This window comes from Rothia dentocariosa ATCC 17931 (assembly GCF_000164695.2).
GTDB lineage: Bacteria > Actinomycetota > Actinomycetes > Actinomycetales > Micrococcaceae > Rothia > Rothia dentocariosa.
The window spans coordinates 2,256,334-2,271,614 of record NC_014643.1 but is presented as its reverse complement, the minus strand read 5'-3'; the positions used below and the strand labels follow the sequence as shown (position 1 = coordinate 2,271,614).

General features: G+C 53.7%; 16 protein-coding genes. 14 read left to right on the top strand and 2 right to left on the bottom strand.

Features of this window, described 5'->3' with window-relative positions:
* Nucleotides 1-329 precede the first annotated feature (329 nt).
* Both HMPREF0733_RS09730 and HMPREF0733_RS09725 read left to right on the top strand, forming a co-directional pair.
* Nucleotides 330-587 carry a hypothetical protein gene (locus HMPREF0733_RS09730; protein ID WP_013399150.1) on the top strand — a complete coding sequence of 86 codons (258 nt, stop codon included), beginning with the start codon at nt 330-332 and terminating at the stop codon, nt 585-587.
* A gap of 64 nt (nt 588-651) precedes the next feature.
* On the top strand, nt 652-1,107 hold the full coding sequence (locus HMPREF0733_RS09725) for a hypothetical protein (protein WP_041321797.1): 456 nt from the start codon (nt 652-654) through the stop codon (nt 1,105-1,107).
* A 207-nt stretch (nt 1,108-1,314) separates the two neighbouring features.
* On the opposite strand, the gene HMPREF0733_RS11075 is transcribed toward HMPREF0733_RS09725, so the two are convergent.
* Nucleotides 1,315-2,082: a heterodisulfide reductase-related iron-sulfur binding cluster gene (locus HMPREF0733_RS11075; protein WP_244864727.1), complete on the bottom strand. Its 768-nt coding sequence runs from the start codon at nt 2,080-2,082 to the stop codon at nt 1,315-1,317.
* Nucleotides 2,024-2,911 carry a DNA alkylation repair protein gene (locus HMPREF0733_RS11475; RefSeq protein WP_013399147.1) on the bottom strand — a complete coding sequence of 296 codons (888 nt, stop codon included), beginning with the start codon at nt 2,909-2,911 and terminating at the stop codon, nt 2,024-2,026. The genes HMPREF0733_RS11075 and HMPREF0733_RS11475 overlap by 59 nt, the downstream gene beginning before the upstream one ends.
* A 222-nt stretch (nt 2,912-3,133) precedes the next feature.
* Between HMPREF0733_RS11475 and HMPREF0733_RS09710 the strand changes: the two genes are divergently transcribed.
* The 12 genes from HMPREF0733_RS09710 (at nt 3,134) to secD (ending at nt 15,281) form a co-directional block, all read left to right on the top strand.
* The gene (locus HMPREF0733_RS09710) at nt 3,134-4,153 is read left to right on the top strand and encodes a potassium channel family protein (RefSeq protein ID WP_013399146.1); all 1,020 of its coding nucleotides are present in this window, start codon (nt 3,134-3,136) and stop codon (nt 4,151-4,153) included.
* Between the two features lie 48 nt (nt 4,154-4,201).
* Nucleotides 4,202-4,771, top strand: coding sequence for an HIT family protein (locus HMPREF0733_RS09705; protein ID WP_013399145.1), 570 nt, complete (start codon nt 4,202-4,204; stop codon nt 4,769-4,771).
* Between the two features lie 386 nt (nt 4,772-5,157).
* A complete protein-coding gene (locus HMPREF0733_RS09700; protein WP_244864725.1) occupies nt 5,158-5,955 on the top strand; it encodes a DUF6318 family protein in 798 nt (265 codons plus the stop codon).
* A 57-nt stretch (nt 5,956-6,012) separates the two neighbouring features.
* Entirely contained in the window at nt 6,013-7,053 is a 1,041-nt protein-coding gene (locus HMPREF0733_RS09695; RefSeq protein ID WP_013399143.1) for a DUF2797 domain-containing protein, read from the top strand.
* 162 nt (nt 7,054-7,215) lie between these two features.
* Nucleotides 7,216-8,502: a Mur ligase family protein gene (locus HMPREF0733_RS09690; protein ID WP_013399142.1), complete on the top strand. Its 1,287-nt coding sequence runs from the start codon at nt 7,216-7,218 to the stop codon at nt 8,500-8,502.
* A complete protein-coding gene (locus tag HMPREF0733_RS09685) occupies nt 8,502-9,263 on the top strand; it encodes a type 1 glutamine amidotransferase (protein ID WP_013399141.1) in 762 nt (253 codons plus the stop codon). The genes HMPREF0733_RS09690 and HMPREF0733_RS09685 overlap by 1 nt, the downstream gene beginning before the upstream one ends.
* A gap of 190 nt (nt 9,264-9,453) precedes the next feature.
* The gene (locus tag HMPREF0733_RS09680; protein ID WP_041321796.1) at nt 9,454-10,212 is read left to right on the top strand and encodes a YebC/PmpR family DNA-binding transcriptional regulator; all 759 of its coding nucleotides are present in this window, start codon (nt 9,454-9,456) and stop codon (nt 10,210-10,212) included.
* Nucleotides 10,213-10,327: 115 nt separating this feature from the next.
* Nucleotides 10,328-10,993 carry a crossover junction endodeoxyribonuclease RuvC gene (ruvC, locus tag HMPREF0733_RS09675; RefSeq protein WP_013399139.1) on the top strand — a complete coding sequence of 222 codons (666 nt, stop codon included), beginning with the start codon at nt 10,328-10,330 and terminating at the stop codon, nt 10,991-10,993.
* 123 nt (nt 10,994-11,116) lie between these two features.
* Entirely contained in the window at nt 11,117-11,737 is a 621-nt protein-coding gene (gene ruvA, locus HMPREF0733_RS09670; RefSeq protein ID WP_013399138.1) for a Holliday junction branch migration protein RuvA, read from the top strand.
* 138 nt (nt 11,738-11,875) lie between these two features.
* Nucleotides 11,876-12,862: a Holliday junction branch migration DNA helicase RuvB gene (ruvB, locus tag HMPREF0733_RS09665; RefSeq protein WP_172461396.1), complete on the top strand. Its 987-nt coding sequence runs from the start codon at nt 11,876-11,878 to the stop codon at nt 12,860-12,862.
* Between the two features lie 296 nt (nt 12,863-13,158).
* Nucleotides 13,159-13,497: a preprotein translocase subunit YajC gene (gene yajC / locus HMPREF0733_RS09660; protein WP_013399137.1), complete on the top strand. Its 339-nt coding sequence runs from the start codon at nt 13,159-13,161 to the stop codon at nt 13,495-13,497.
* Nucleotides 13,498-13,586: 89 nt separating this feature from the next.
* Nucleotides 13,587-15,281 (top strand): protein translocase subunit SecD, encoded by a 1,695-nt coding sequence (gene secD / locus HMPREF0733_RS09655; protein WP_013399136.1) that lies wholly within the window; start codon nt 13,587-13,589, stop codon nt 15,279-15,281.

Here is a 15,281-nt window from a genome sequence, read left to right as displayed (position 1 = left end):
ATTTATAGGAAAGGTCCTGGTAGAGGCTATCCAACTGGATAGCCTCTACCAGGACCTTTCCTATATGTATCTCGATCCGGCTCGAGACATGGCGTACAACTTCAACATTGCCCTATCCAGCAGTGACGAAAAAGGAGCAGGATAAATACTGGTAGGTAATTCGTGGCTGTTCCTCCCATCGGAACTTCCACTACCACCGCTACAAGTACCGCAGTGACTGTTCCGTAGTCGAAGAGAATCGATCCCTGAATAGTATTATGGAAAGCAACGCCACTTACGAAGAAGCAATAGCCTTTATCGTAAGAAGGCGCATTTGAAAGGGTTGAGATATGGCAAGCGTCGAGGTGATGAAGGAGCGGGCTCGTATTGCGGGTTGTTTCAACCTGTCTGCTCGCCGAAACCCGGAACACAGGGCGCTTGTTGCGCTCGCTGCGCAGCAGGCGGGAGGGGAGTGTCATGTTATCCCGGTTGCTCCCGGCGAAGATGATGCTGAAGTGCTCCACCGCGCATACAAGATTGCGGGCGGCAGTCCGGTCATTATCGTGACTGAGGCTAACGGGAGCTTTACGCCCGCCTCTTCAATGTAGATATATAAATATCTGCGCTATAGTTCAAGAATTTCTATTATTCTGTATATTGAGGAGAATTTGGTTGGCTATCAATATGGAATCCACAGTAAAATATATCGTAGACAAAGATCTTTTCTCGAAAGCTTTCTGTGTTTTCGTATCTGCGTACTCTATGTCGGTAATTTACTCTCTATGGAACCATACAGAACTGAGCGGCCTCATGGGTATTTCAAATTTTCTTGAATGGGTTCATTTTGATGCTCTAGCCAAGCCATTTGCCGATGTTGCTACTTTCCTTCAGCAAGAACCCTTGTCCGGGTCGCAGAATATAATTTGTATTGTGGGATGGATATGCATGCTTGTTAGTGCTATTTTCATGAAGCAGATTAGGAGCGGAGGGCTGCAGATTGTAGCCTTTACGCTATGGGTGTTTGTACTGTGGGATTTTCATGCTTTTAATTTTTTGGGGATTTTTTTCTTTAATTTTTCTGGCGGCTTTATCTTTTTCAGAGCAGAATCCGATATGTTTACGGGATAAGAAGTCGCGTTCTGAAGTATTGGAGAGCATGATTGTGCTGATATTCTATATAGGGGTTTATGTAGTGTATATACCACTTGTATTTATTGCGATATTTAGCGGAATGTGGTCGTTCAAAAATAAATGATTAGCAAGGGACCCGGCGGACTATCCATCAGATAGCCCGCCGGGTCCCTTCTTTATACCGTTGCTACGCGCTCAGCCCCTTTAGCGGGTGGTGCGTTCCAGTAGTTGCAGCACGTTCTGGTAGGTGTGGCCGGTCGCCTCCGTCATACCCTGCTCGCAGGTGCGGTTCGCCGAAATGTATGCGGCGAACTGCTTCTGCTCGCTCAGCTCCGCAGCCTCCGCCTCCGTAGCGCTCGCCGTCAGCTCGGGGTGCAGCATACCGCGGTCACCCGCGTAACCACAGCAACCCCAGTGCTTCGGTACGTACACGTCGGCACTCATCGCGTTCGCAATCTTCTCAAACGCAGGCTGAGTACCCAGGTGAGTCATGGAGCAGGTCGGGTGCAGTGCAATCGACGGCAGGGGAGCAGATACGGTCAGCTTATCCAGCATGTTGTGCGCGGCGAACTGAACCGCGTCGTACATGCGCAGACGCGAGAAGTCCGGCTCGCCCGGCTTCAGACCGTTCACAATCTTGTGCTCAAGCGCCTCAATAACCTTCTTGCGCATCACCTCAAGACCCTCAGTACAGGACGAAGCGTCGCACACGACCGGCAGGCGGCCACCGTCAGTAGCCTCCCACAGGGACTTCAGTACACGGTCGCTCATGATCGAGTAGCCGTTGGTGAAGCCCTTCGACTTCCACGGGGTAGCACAGCACATCTCGCCAATATTGTCCGGGATGCGGTACTTCACGCCGGCACGCTCACACAGGCGGATGAACGCCTGAGTTGCGTTGACCGGGTCATGCTTACCGTCGCCGTCCACGCCGCCGAACATGGAGTTCACGCAGGCGGGGGAAGAACACAATCTCAGCGGTTGCGTCCTTGTGCGGCTTACGTGCCGGGCCACCGACCGGCAGGCCCTTCTTGTAGGAAGGCACCATGTCATCACCCATGACCTTACGGGCAATGTTGGTGGTGCCGTGAACCACGGGGAACGGCAGCTTCTGCGCCACGGTGAGGGCCTTGCCGGCGACCTTATCCATGATGCCCCACTGCTGTGCGGCAACCTTCCAGCCGGTAGCAGCCAGCTTGTCCTGGTTCTCAGAACGCAGGCGGCGAATCAGGTCACCAGTGTTAATGTTCACGGGGCAGCGGGTCTGGCACATGCCGTCCACGGCGCAGGTCTCAATGCCGTTGTATTCGTACTCCTTGCGCAGATGCTCCGGTGAGAAATACTCGGTGCCCAACAGAGACATGAGCACTACCACGCCTAGACGTTGCACATACACGCGATCATCAAGCATCCAGTTGAGGCAGGCCCGCTCCAGCTTCGGCAGGTTGGCTGCATTGCGGCCCTTCACACAGGCTGGGGAGACGGCATCCGTAAGAGTCCAGTTCGTCATATATGGCAAGAAATCGGTAACTTCCGCATGCCAGGCCGCGAAGTCGCGCTCCTCGTTCAGAAGCAGCACATGCAGCAGGTCTTCTTCCTGAAAATCATGCGGAACCGCCGCCTTAAACTCCGTGACTTCCTGCGGATGTTCACGCAGCAGCTTCTTAGCGAGCTTGCGCAGTGCGGGCATACGCACGCCTAAAATCCGCTCGGGATCAACCGTAGGAATCAGCTTCTCCGTGAACTCCGCCAGCTTTGGTTCGGCAAGCTCACGGATTGCCTGTGAGATTGAAGAACTCATGATTCTAGTCTCTCAGATGCGGCTATTCTCTATAACGTATTGGTCTGGGCCAAACACCCGAAACAAACCAACGTTCCCGAGCGGCGAGTGTCCCCACGTGAGGTAAGGAGCATCCACAGATACCTGCAGAAAACCGATATGATGGCTGTAGAAAGGTTTGCACGTGAACCGACAATTCACGGCAGACCTGCTTCAACGAAGAGCATGTAAGGACTGGGCAGTATGGCAGAGGCAAACGGTACAGAAACACCACACACCCGTACTGTACCCGAGCCTGAAAACACCGTTTTCACCGATACCGCAGTTGACCGCCCACACAATGAGCGCCGCACTAAGATTACCCGCGGCGAAGAAGGACTCACCGAATGGGAGCGCCGCACCGATAAACCGCTTTTTATTGCCTCGCTCCTATACCTTGTCGCTTACGCCGCACCCATTGTGAGCACACGCATTAGCGCACCACTTGACGGCATCCTCAATATTTTTCAGATGATACTGTGGGCGCTTTTCGCGGTCGATTATTGTGTGCGTCTCTATCTGGCGCCCCGGCGCATCTACTTCTTCACGCACAACCTGATGAACCTCGCCATTGTGCTTCTGCCAGCCTGGCGTATTGTGAGTTTCTTGGCGATGCTCCACATGACCGCCAACCGCCAGTACAAACTGCTCTCAGAACTGGCCGTTAAACTCTTTGGATACACACTGATCTTCGTGATCATGGCGGCTCTCGCTATCTTTTCCATTGAGCAAGGCGCCCCAGGTGCCCTCATCAAAGATATCTGGACGGCGTATTGGTGGACTCTCGCAACACTGGCGACCGTGGGCTATGGCGACGTATACCCCGTGACCGTACCCGGCAGGGTTATTGCCGTGGTTGTCATGATTTACGGGGTTGGCCTGTTCGGCGTGATTACCGGTGCGCTTGCTACCTGGGTGATCGAAAAAATTAGCGGAGTCACCGAAGAAGACCACGCCGCAACGAAGGCCGATATTGAGACACTTCACGCCGAAATCGCCGAGCTGAAGGCGATGCTCGCCATCCGCATGGGAGACGGCACGGTACACCATCCACCCGAAGAACTCACCCAGGAATTTCTCGCCTCCCACCGCAATCATGATGCTGATAACGAAGAAGACAACCACGAGCCCGAACAACCAATGGAACTGCTGGAAGAGACTAAGCAGACGCTCACGGTGATTCGTCAGAAGATCGCGGTGCGCCTGGGGCGTGATTCAGATTAGAGCGCACGTGAGCCGCTCGCGGAGTTAAATATACGGTTTAATAGGGGTATGAGCGAAAACCAGAATGCCCAGAATACGAACGTCACCGATGACTTCGAGCTGCCCGGTGTGCCCGATGCGTTCCAGCGGCTCTGGACACCGCATCGTACCGCTTATGTGAGCGGTGGGCAGCAGGACCATACTGAGAAAACCTGCCCATTCTGCACGGCTCCTTCGCGCAGCGATGAAGAATCGCTCATTGTTTATCGTGGAGAGCACGCCTTCGCTCTGCTCAACCTGTACCCCTATAACCCGGGGCATCTGCTCATCTGCCCGTACCGCCATATTCCTCTATACGATCAGGCGAATGAGGAAGAAACTCTCGAAATGGCACGCCTGACTCAGCGTGCGATGCGGGTTTTGCGCGAAGTTTCCCATAATGACGGGTTCAATATCGGCATGAATCAGGGCAAAGTTGGGGGCGCGGGTATAGCTGATCACCTACATCAGCATATTCTTCCTCGCTGGAGCGGTGACACCAATTTTCTGCCCATTATTGCCCACACGAAAACCATGTCTCGAACCCTTGATGACATGCGCCAGATTATCGCTGACGGGTTCGCTCGCATGCCCTCATAGCCCCGCCTGAACGTTTCCGACAGTTATGTTACTTTGAGGGGTCATGAAACATTCACGTTAAACCGCGTATGCAGGTATACTTCATGAGTGTTCCGAAGTCTTAATGCGACGTAAAAATACGCTCGTGACCTGATCTTTAATCGCAAAATTGCTCTTGAAATCCTCCACACTAAACCATGATCTGGTACATTAATGCTTTTAGCGTGTGCATGTGGCAGGATAGAGATAGCAACATCACCGCTTGAAGCGCTCTTCCGGCTTCAACATTAACCGCATACCAACCACTCTCGAAAGCTGGTTTGTTGATGACAACATCCGCCGCTGGGTACAAGCGTACCCTTTTATCTCTCGCTCTCACGGGCTGCATTCTAGCTACGCCTGGATGCGTGGCATCTTCCCCTATGAGCCACAGCGGCGGAAATTCCACGGCCTCTGAGGACAACCGAAACTCCTATGACGACGCCAGCGGCAACCCGACGCCAACAGCAGAACCTTCCCCCGCTAAGATCAAACCCAGCGGGCCTGCACTCTTGCCCAGCGGCGCACAAGCACCTCTGACACCCAGTGAACAGAACCGTTATGACAATGGAGAATTTGTCGCCGCTACCGAAGAGCACCCCGCGTATAACGTTCACGAGCCTGAATTCGACCCTAAAGTCAAAGAGCAGGGTATTGAAGGACCAGAAACGTTGCTTAAACGTCTTGCAAAATTCCATGAATATGAGATTCTTACGAATCACGAAATGACTGATGAAGAGTCGCTGCAATTCTTCACCAAAGACTATAAATTTACTGAGCGTCCTTCGACGTTTGACACCCGCACCCCCGAAGACCGCGGGGATACGCCCGAAGAGTCCATGAAGTTTGACGATATGACCTTGGCGGGATATTGGCCTGTGAACCCGCTCTATAAGGTAGAGATTCTAAGCTCGGAAAAAGTCGGTTCCGGGGACTCTGCCGAATGGGTGGTGACGTATTCCTACAAACGCAACCGCTACGCCTGGTATAACGAGGAAAGCCTGCAAAACAACAAAATCTATCGCAACCGCGGTATGAACCGAGAAATGAAAGCCACATTTGTCTATGTGAAGGGCGAAGGCTGGAAAATTAAAGAACTCGAAGTTTTGAAAAAGCTCTCCGTCTCGCTCAGCAGCGACGAATTCTTCAAGAATGAGGAGTATTAGCCTCAGAGGAAAACGGCAGCTCTATTCGCGTCTGAAAGGCAGGGTTACACTGAACGTATGAGGTACCCCAACCTGCTGGACTCAATTTTTGATGTTTCCACAGCAGTCGAACACGAACATGCCCTTATCTGGCGTGATGTGCAGTGGCGTGAAAGGCAGCCTTTTCTGCGCCTTGAACCCGTGGTGTTGGCGGATGCCTCAGGCGGCACAAGCATAAAACCCAGCGGCGATGTTATGAGCGTTCCCGTGACTCCGGGTGCGTTTCTTGGGTTGCGGCTCGCGCTGGACGGCGCTGGGAACCTCCAAAAGTTCTGCGCCGGATACACACGCGGCAATACAGAAACCGGACAGATACAGCGTGTAGCGTGCCCACAGGGAAACCACCTAGAGAGCGGGAAACAATGCGAATATTGCGCTGCGCATGACGAGTTCACGGCTCTGCATACCGCGCATCTTTACACGGGAACGCTGACACCCGGAATGCGCGCCTACGCACAGCAACCCCACAGGCTTTATATCGCCACTTTTCCTGACGGAAGCTCTAAAGTCGGCACCAGCTCGCAACACTCAACACCGCGTCGTCTGGATGAGCAGGCCGTCGCCACCGCAACCTATATAGCCCAGGCGCCCGATGGGTTGCTGATTCGTGAAGCTGAGGATGCGGTAACTCGCATCGCCAATATTCCGCAGGTCAAACAGGTAGCGAGTAAATACCGAGCCTGGACTGAGCCGCTGCCCGGGGCTCAACTGCGGGCGGCGCATCAAAACACAGTGGAGCGCGCACATAAAGCACTTACCGAATCCGGGCTATTAACGCAGCTTACCGCCCTAGATGAATCCTGGGTTCCCTCCGTGGCAATGAACCGCCCTTACGCGGCGTTGCGTGCGCAAAACCCGGAACCACTCGACGCATTCCCCAGCATCCTCAAAACTCGCGAAGCAGGTTTCTTCTGCACCGGAGCCGCAGGAAAATTCGTGACTGCTCACGTTGGAGACCCGGATGCCGCCGTGCTGATCAACACCGCAGAACTCGCTAACTATGTGGTGGAACCGACGGATACTCTCAGCGCCGTCACGGTACAGACCTCGCTTTTCTAGTTTCTAGGTCGTCGTGTTCAAAGCTCTCTGAGGGGATCTCACACAGGGGAATATCGTAGCGTACTTAGCCCTTATAGTAGGGAGGCGGTATCCAGCCCGGTGTATAGCCGGTGCTGCGTTGCGAAGAACCCTCGCACAGGAATACACCACAAACGGTATAGAATGGTGAACATGTCAAAACCCCTAATTCGCCTTCTCGGACAGGGCATTCGCTACGCCAGCACGCTGCGCGGCGGCGGATCAGCATTCCCCGGTCTCGTGATGGAAAAACTACACCCACGATTTGTTGCCGAAGAACTCGCCAAACTGCCCTATGGCGTCGTCGTCGTTTCGGGAACCAACGGCAAAACAACCACCACCAAAATGGCTGTGCAGCTCCTCGAAGCACAGGGACTCAAAGTCTTCACCAACCGCACTGGATCAAACTTCGTGCGCGGTGTGGCGGCGGCACTGCTCGGAGCCATGGACCTTAGCGGCAAACTCGACGCAGACATTGCCGTACTGGAACTTGACGAAGCCCATGCTGTGCACTTCGTCAAAGCCGTCAAACCAAACTACGCATTGTTGCTGAACGTACTGCGAGACCAGCTCGACCGATTCGGCGAAATTGACACAACCCGCCGCATGCTCTCCACTGTAGCTGAAGCCACCACTGATACTGTGGTGCTTAACCGGGAAGACCCGCGCATCCTCTCGCTTGCGCAATCAGTAAAAACCGGAACAAACATCAGCTACTTTGGGCTCAACGAAACGCTGCGTTCCTTCTTCCCCTCGGACGACGAAATGCGCGCCGGAATCAATAACAACCGCGGTGAACTTCCCTCCGCAGACGTTACCCTCACCGCGTTCTCAGGTACCAGCGCAACCTTCGATCTCGCCGGTGAAACCTGCAAAGGAAACATCAACCTCTACGGTATTTACAATATCTACAATGCCGCCGGTGCCATTGCCCTCACCCGTGCGGTTCTGGGTGAAAAACTCAACAAACAAGCCCTTATTGACGAACTCGCTAAAATCACCCCGGCATTCGGTCGCGGCGAAACCCTCAACATCAATGGCCGCCCGCTGCAGCTTCTGCTTGTTAAGAATCCCAGCGGATTCCGCCTCTCACTCGCCAGCGCCAGCGCAGACGACTACGCCACCATGATCACCATCAATGACCAATACGCAGACGGCCGTGATGTCTCCTGGCTATGGGACGTAGACTTCGACTCGCTGAGCGACACCGGTGTAGACATGGTCTCAGGGGTACGCGCCTGGGATATGGCGCTGCGCCTTGAACACGACGGTGTACGAGTGGATGACGTCAACGAAAACCTCAGCGAAGCCCTCAGGAAATTCATCACCACCAGCGGCGACGCACCCATGCGAATCTTCTGCACCTACACCGCAATGCTCGCCCTACGCGAAGAGCTCACCAAATTCACCGACGTCGAAAGGGTTTCGTAATGACCCACACCATTGCAGGAGAACCGGTTTCAAGCCCCAATAACGGCAAAACCCTGCGCATCCTTCAGCTATACCCCAAAGACATGAACATCTACGGGGACTGGGGAAACACCCTAGCCCTGGCACGCCGCGCACACGCCCACGGGTTCGACGTTGAAATTCTCGACTACAACCCCGGAGATACCTTCCCCGACGATGTCGATATTATTATCGGAGGCGGCGGCCAAGACTCCGGACAAACCGTAATTCAAGAAGACCTGCACGCCATAGGGGCAAAACTCAAAAAAAACGCAGAAGACGGCATGCCCATGCTCGTGATCTGCGGGCTCTACCAGCTTTTCGGCAAAGAATTCCGCACCCACGAAGGCGAAACCCTCAAAGGTATCAACATCTTTGATGCCTACACGGTCGGCGGCAACGAACGTCTGATTGGCAACATCGTTGAAGATTCACAAGAATTCGGCACCATCGTGGGATTTGAAAACCACTCGGGACTAACCTACCTCGGCGCAGGATGCGAGCCCCTGGCAACCGTGACCAAAGGCGTAGGGAACAACTCGACAGATCATCATGAAGGCGCTCGCGTGCACAACGTGGTAGGTACTTACCTGCACGGTTCGCTTCTGCCGAAGAACCCGAAGATTTCGGACTATCTGATTGAGGCGGCAGCACAACGCAAATATGGGGAGTTCACCCCTGAAAAAATTGATGACTCGATGGTCGAAAAAGCGCGCGCATCCGCTATGAAACGCCCCCGCTAGAACAGATACTCGCCACAACATCCAAACAAACCGCGGGGTGCACACCAAAACTTTGACGGTATGCACCCCGCGAAACGCAGGTATGAAACTATCCGAGAACCGCGCGAAACCGGTATAGTGTAAAAGTATTGTGACGTGGCAACAGGGCAAGTACGCCGCCACGGGCGAAGAAGAGACAAGGGAGATACGAATGTCGGGTCACTCTAAATGGGCCACTACAAAGCATAAGAAAGCCGCAATTGACGCTAAGCGCGCGAAGGCTTTCGCAAAATTCATTAAAGCTATTGAAGTTGCGGCTCGTATGGGCGGCGCAGATATTTCTGGTAACCCCGCACTCGACCTAGCCGTCTCCAAGGCAAAGAAAAACTCTGTACCCAACGACAACATTGACCGTGCTATTAAGCGTGGCGCTGGGCTCACTGGTGAAACCATCGATTACACCGAGATCCTGTACGAAGCTCGCGGGCCTCAGGGCACCGCACTCTACATAGAGTGCCTTACCGACAACCGTAACCGCGCGGCGTCAGATGTTCGCCTGGCAGTCACCCGTAACGGCGGCACCATGGCAGATCAGGGTTCGGTCGCCTTCCTCTTTGAACGCAAGGGTGTTGCCGAAGTTACCAAGACCGACGGTCTGACCGAAGACGATGTTCTTATGGCTGTGCTTGACGCAGGCGCCGAAGAAGTACTCGATGAAGGCGATGTCTTCACGGTTGTATCCGCCCCCACTGATCTGCCCGAAATCCGCAAAGCGCTGGATGAAGCGGAACTTGATTACAACAACGACGACCCCGTATTCCGCCCTACCATGCAGGTAGACCTCGACCTCGAAGGCGCCAAGAAATTCCTCAAACTTGCAGACGCCATCGAAGAACTCGACGACGTGCAGAACGTATACTCCAACGCCAACGTCTCTGCTGACGTCATGGAACAGCTAGAGGCAGAGTAAAAGCCTTTTAATCTCATGCCCGAGCACGGTTACGATACGGTACCAAACACCGGCATCGCAGCCACTCGGGCATGAACTATATACAGCCCCACCAGCGCAACAACGAAAGAGGACAATGAACGCATCTACGCAAGAAAACCATCCTCTTCGTAATGAGCCGCGCTCTGCTGGCGCCACCCGCATTATGGGTGTAGATCCGGGGCTTACCCGCTGCGGGCTTAGCATGATTGACATGACCGCCAACCGCAAAGCCAGCTTCATCAACGTGGGGATCGCGGGAACCGCCGCCGCTGAGCCTCTTGACGAGCGCATTCTGCGGATTTTTACCGTGACGCAAACCTGGCTTGATACCTATCAACCTGATGCTCTTGCTATTGAACGCATTTTTGCGCAGGAGCAGGTCAATACGGTGATTGGTACGGCCCATGCCTCTGGGGCGGTTATTTCTGCCGCAGCAGTACGCGGCATTCCGGTCTTCTTTCATACACCTTCTGAAGTGAAAGCCGCCGTTACCGGCTCGGGGCGTGCAGATAAAGCCTCAGTCGGTCGTATGGTTACCAAGATTTTGGGGCTGGAAAAAATTCCTAAACCCGCTGATGCAGCAGACGCCTTAGCGATCGCAATCTGTCATGGTTGGCGCGGTGGCGGCATTGGTTCTGGCATTAATATGTCAGCGAATACGCAGACTCACCAGGGATCACGCCCCGTGCGCGCACAGCATGCAAAGCTGACGCCGGCACAGCGAATCTGGCTTGAAGCTGAGGCAAAGACACGACGCTAAACTTATATCGGAAATATTTTCGATAAAGATTGCTATAAACTGTACATTCAGAAAAATATTCTAATATACTGGATGATGGCACCCACGTTGGCAGGGTCCGCAAGGTAACAAGAGAGGGAAAAGATGATTGCGTCGTTAACGGGGCATGTAACCCATGTAGGGCTAGAGAGCGCAATTCTTGATGTCAATGGGTTTGGTATGCTCGTTCGGGCCACAGCACGCACCCTCTCAAATCTGCGCACGGGATCCACTGCAACCTTGTTGACCTCTATGATCGTGCGCGAAGACTCCATGACTCTCTATGGGTTTGCAGAACCTGCAGAGCGAGAGGTCTTTGAAATGATGCTCTCGGTTTCGGGGATTGGCCCGCGTATCGCCCTTGCCGTCTTGAGCGTGCATACTGCCACCGAGGTTGAGCGAGCCGTTGCAACCGGCGATGATAAAGCCTTTACCAAAGTTCCGGGGATCGGGCCGAAAAGTGCGCGGCGCATTGTGCTAGAACTGGCTGGTAAACTCATTTTGAGTAAAGATCAGGCCGAAGAAAACGCTCCCGCCCAAGGCATCGCATGGAAGCCCCAGGTTATGGATGCGCTCACCTCTTTAGGGTGGAGCGAAAAAGACGCAGATGCCGCAATCGACGCTTACGTGCAGCATAACCCAGATGCAGAAAAGGAAGCCGTTAGTGCTGCCCTGCGAGGGGTACTTGCCTCTCTGGGGGCACAGAATACGGTGGGGCGGCATTAGCGGTACGCCAGTACCGTAGGCTAAGAAGACTTGGTGTTCTCTTCCATAAAGGACGATATTGTGACTCAGAATCCATACGATAACGCTACATCCGGCGGATACGCGCCAGGGCAGGTTCCTGGGCAACGTCTGGTTGCAATGGAAGAAGAACCTGAGGAGAAAATGATTGAGGCGGCACTGCGCCCTAAGTCGCTTGACGACTTTGTAGGGCAAAAGCGTGTGCGTCAACAGCTTTCTCTCGTGCTCGAAGCCTCAAAAATGCGTGGGCGCAGTGCCGACCATGTATTGCTTTCCGGCCCTCCCGGGCTGGGCAAAACCACCCTAGCAATGATTATTGCCGCTGAGATGGAGGCACCGCTTCGTATTACCTCCGGGCCAGCAATTCAACATTCGGGAGATTTGGCTGCGATTCTGTCTTCGCTCACACCGGGCGAGGTACTTTTTCTTGACGAAATACACCGTATGAGCCGCCCAGCAGAAGAAATGCTCTATATGGCGATGGAAGATTTCCGTGTGGATATTGTGGTTGGCAAAGGTGCCGGAGCAACTTCGATTCCGCTTGAGCTTCCTCAATTTACGTTGGTAGGTGCCACAACCCGGGCAGGTCTGCTTCCCGGTCCGCTGCGTGACCGTTTTGGTTTTACCGGGCACCTTGAGTTCTATTCTGTGCCTGAGTTAGAACTTGTACTTCGCCGAAGCGCCGGTTTGATGGATATGCGTATCACAAGTGAAGGATATGCCGAGATCGCCGGTCGTTCGCGCGGAACCCCGCGTATCGCAAACCGCTTGCTGCGCCGTGTGCGAGACTGGGCGCTCGTCAATGATGTTCACGATATCAACTCTCATGACGCCGCGACCGCCCTTGATATGTATGAGGTGGATGCGCGCGGCCTCGACCGTCTAGATCGCGCTGTTTTAGAGTCTCTTATCCACAAATTTGGTGGGGGACCAGTGGGTCTTTCAACTCTTGCTATTGCGGTGGGGGAAGAAACCGAGACTGTAGAAACTGTCGCTGAACCTTATCTGGTGCGTGAGGGTTTGATCGGTCGCACTCCGCGCGGGCGCGTAGCACTGCCTGCGGCTTGGGAACACTTGGGGCTTGAGGCACCTGAAATTAACCTCTAGTACTCGCTGTTGCTCAGCGAGATCGGAGACTAGGTACAGGCACTGTCTTTGTCGGGATATACCTTTGTGTGGGTTATGAGCTAAAAATGGTGCGTTAGCTATCCGCATAAAAGATGCCTGAGTATCGCCAAAGCGGCGAATAATGCTTGAGAAAACCTACACGCAGATCATGAAACGAGTAGGGAAACACAGCCCTCTCGCGTAGGATGGATAGGTAGTGCACAGATAAAACGTCAAAATATCCGTAGGAATTACCAACCTGCGGCGGTGGGCTTGCGCCTACGGAGAGGAAACACATGGACGTCAATTCGCTTATGATGATTCTTGTCGTCGTCTTTGCTGGGTTTTTGATTTACAGCAGTTTTAGGCGGCAGAAGCGTCAGTTCCAAGCGCTGCGGGATATGATCGCTTCGCTTAAACCCGGGGACGAAGTCATGACACGTGGGGGTCTGTACGGCAAAATTGTCTCCGTTGATGCTGAGGCGCAGAAAGCCAAACTTGAGATTGCTCAAGGCACCGTCATCACCATTAACCCACACTCGATTGCGCAGGTTATTACGGCTGCTGAAGATTCTGTCGAAGGTGCTGGCGCATCCGAAGAAACAAGCTCTGACGTTTCAGAGACCAAAGAATAACTGGTCAAGGAGTTTCGCCGCTAAAAGGGGGAGCTCCTTATCTCATGCACATAAGAATATCTAGAACATAGAACTAGTAAGGGGCACATATGGCTAGGCGTTCACCGCTTGCAGCCGCGCGAGGCGCCCTCGTCTCGATGGTTTTGCTCATGATCCTTATGGCCGCTGGTATTTTCGGTACCACGCAAGCCGGTGGGTCGTGGGGAGCAAAACTAGCACTTGATTTATCTGGTGGTACCCAGATGATCCTCTCACCCAAAGTGAACGGGTCGAACGACACCAACGTTAGCCAGGAGCAGCTGAAACAGGCCGTTGAAATTATTCGTCAGCGCGTTGACGGTGCGGGCGTTTCGGAAGCAGAAGTTACAACGTCTTTCGGCTCCGGAAACAACGTTGTGGTTTCGGTTCCTGGAAATATCAGCCCAGAAACCCGTGAGCTTATTCAGGCATCCGCCAACATGACCTTCCGCGCGGTGCTGCAATCCTCATCGCCCGGTACAGCAGTACCTGAGGAATCACGCACTCCTGACGATAAACTCCCAAAGCCTACCGCAGAGCCACAGGAGGATAACGGTTCAGATACCAACTGGATTACTCCCGAGCTTTATAAAGAGTTTGAGGCTAAAGATTGCTCCGCGGGCAATAATGAAGATGCGGAAGCGGCAGACCCCAAGAAAGCTATCGTGGCGTGCTCTACCGATGGCAACGAGAAATTCATTTTGGGCCCGGTAGAACTCAACGGTAACGATATTTCGACGGCAAGTCACTCGCAAGAAACTAGCGGGCAGGGCATTAACACCGGTCGCTGGACCGTGAATATTGAGTTCAACGACTCGGCCCGTGAAACTTTTAAGAAAGTGACGACTCGTCTGAACGCTATTCGCGGTCAGAGCCCGAACGATCCCCGCAGCCGCTTTGCTATTATGCTCGACGGTAAGGTTTTGTCATCGCCAGTCTCGCAGGCGGTTATTGCAGACGGCAAGCCGCAGATTACCGGTAACTTCTCAGAGCAGGAAGCTAAGAATCTTGCCGATCAGCTGAAGTACGGTGCTCTCCCGATTAGCTTCTCTATTCAATCAGAGCAGCAGATCTCTGCAACTTTGGGTGCAGAACAGCTTAAAGTGGGTATTCTGACCGGTCTGATTGGTCTGCTTTTGGTCTTCGTGTACTCACTGTTCCAGTACCGTCTGCTCGGGTTTGTGACCATGGCTTCTCTGGTGGTCGCGGGCATTATCTCGTATGAAGCCATTGTGCTTTTGGGATGGGCCCTAAACTATCGCCTCTCCCTGGCGGGTGTTGCCGGTTTGATTGTGGCAATTGGTGCGACGGCAGACTCCTTCATTGTGTACTTCGAGCGTATTCGTGATGAGATTCGGGCCGGACGTACAATACCGGCGGCTGTCAGTCACGGGTGGAAGCGCGCGTCCCGAACTATCCTGGCTTCTAAGGCTGTGAACCTTCTGGCGGCAGTAGTGCTGTACGTTGTCTCAGTCGGTTCGGTGAAGGGCTTCGCATTTACCTTGGGTCTTACCGCGATCGCCGACTTGGTTGTGGTGTATCTCTTCACCCACCCCGCGCTTACTCTGCTTGCAAATACACGATACTTTGGCGAGGGGCACCGCCATTCCGGGCTTTCACCGGAATCCTTGGGGGCAGCACCCCTATACCGAGGCGCCGGTCGTTTCCGCTCGTCAAAGGAATCTACACTCAGTATTGCGGAGCGTCGACGTGCTGAGCGCGCCGCCACTGCTGAAGAAGCAACAAATGATGAGAAGGAGGCGTAA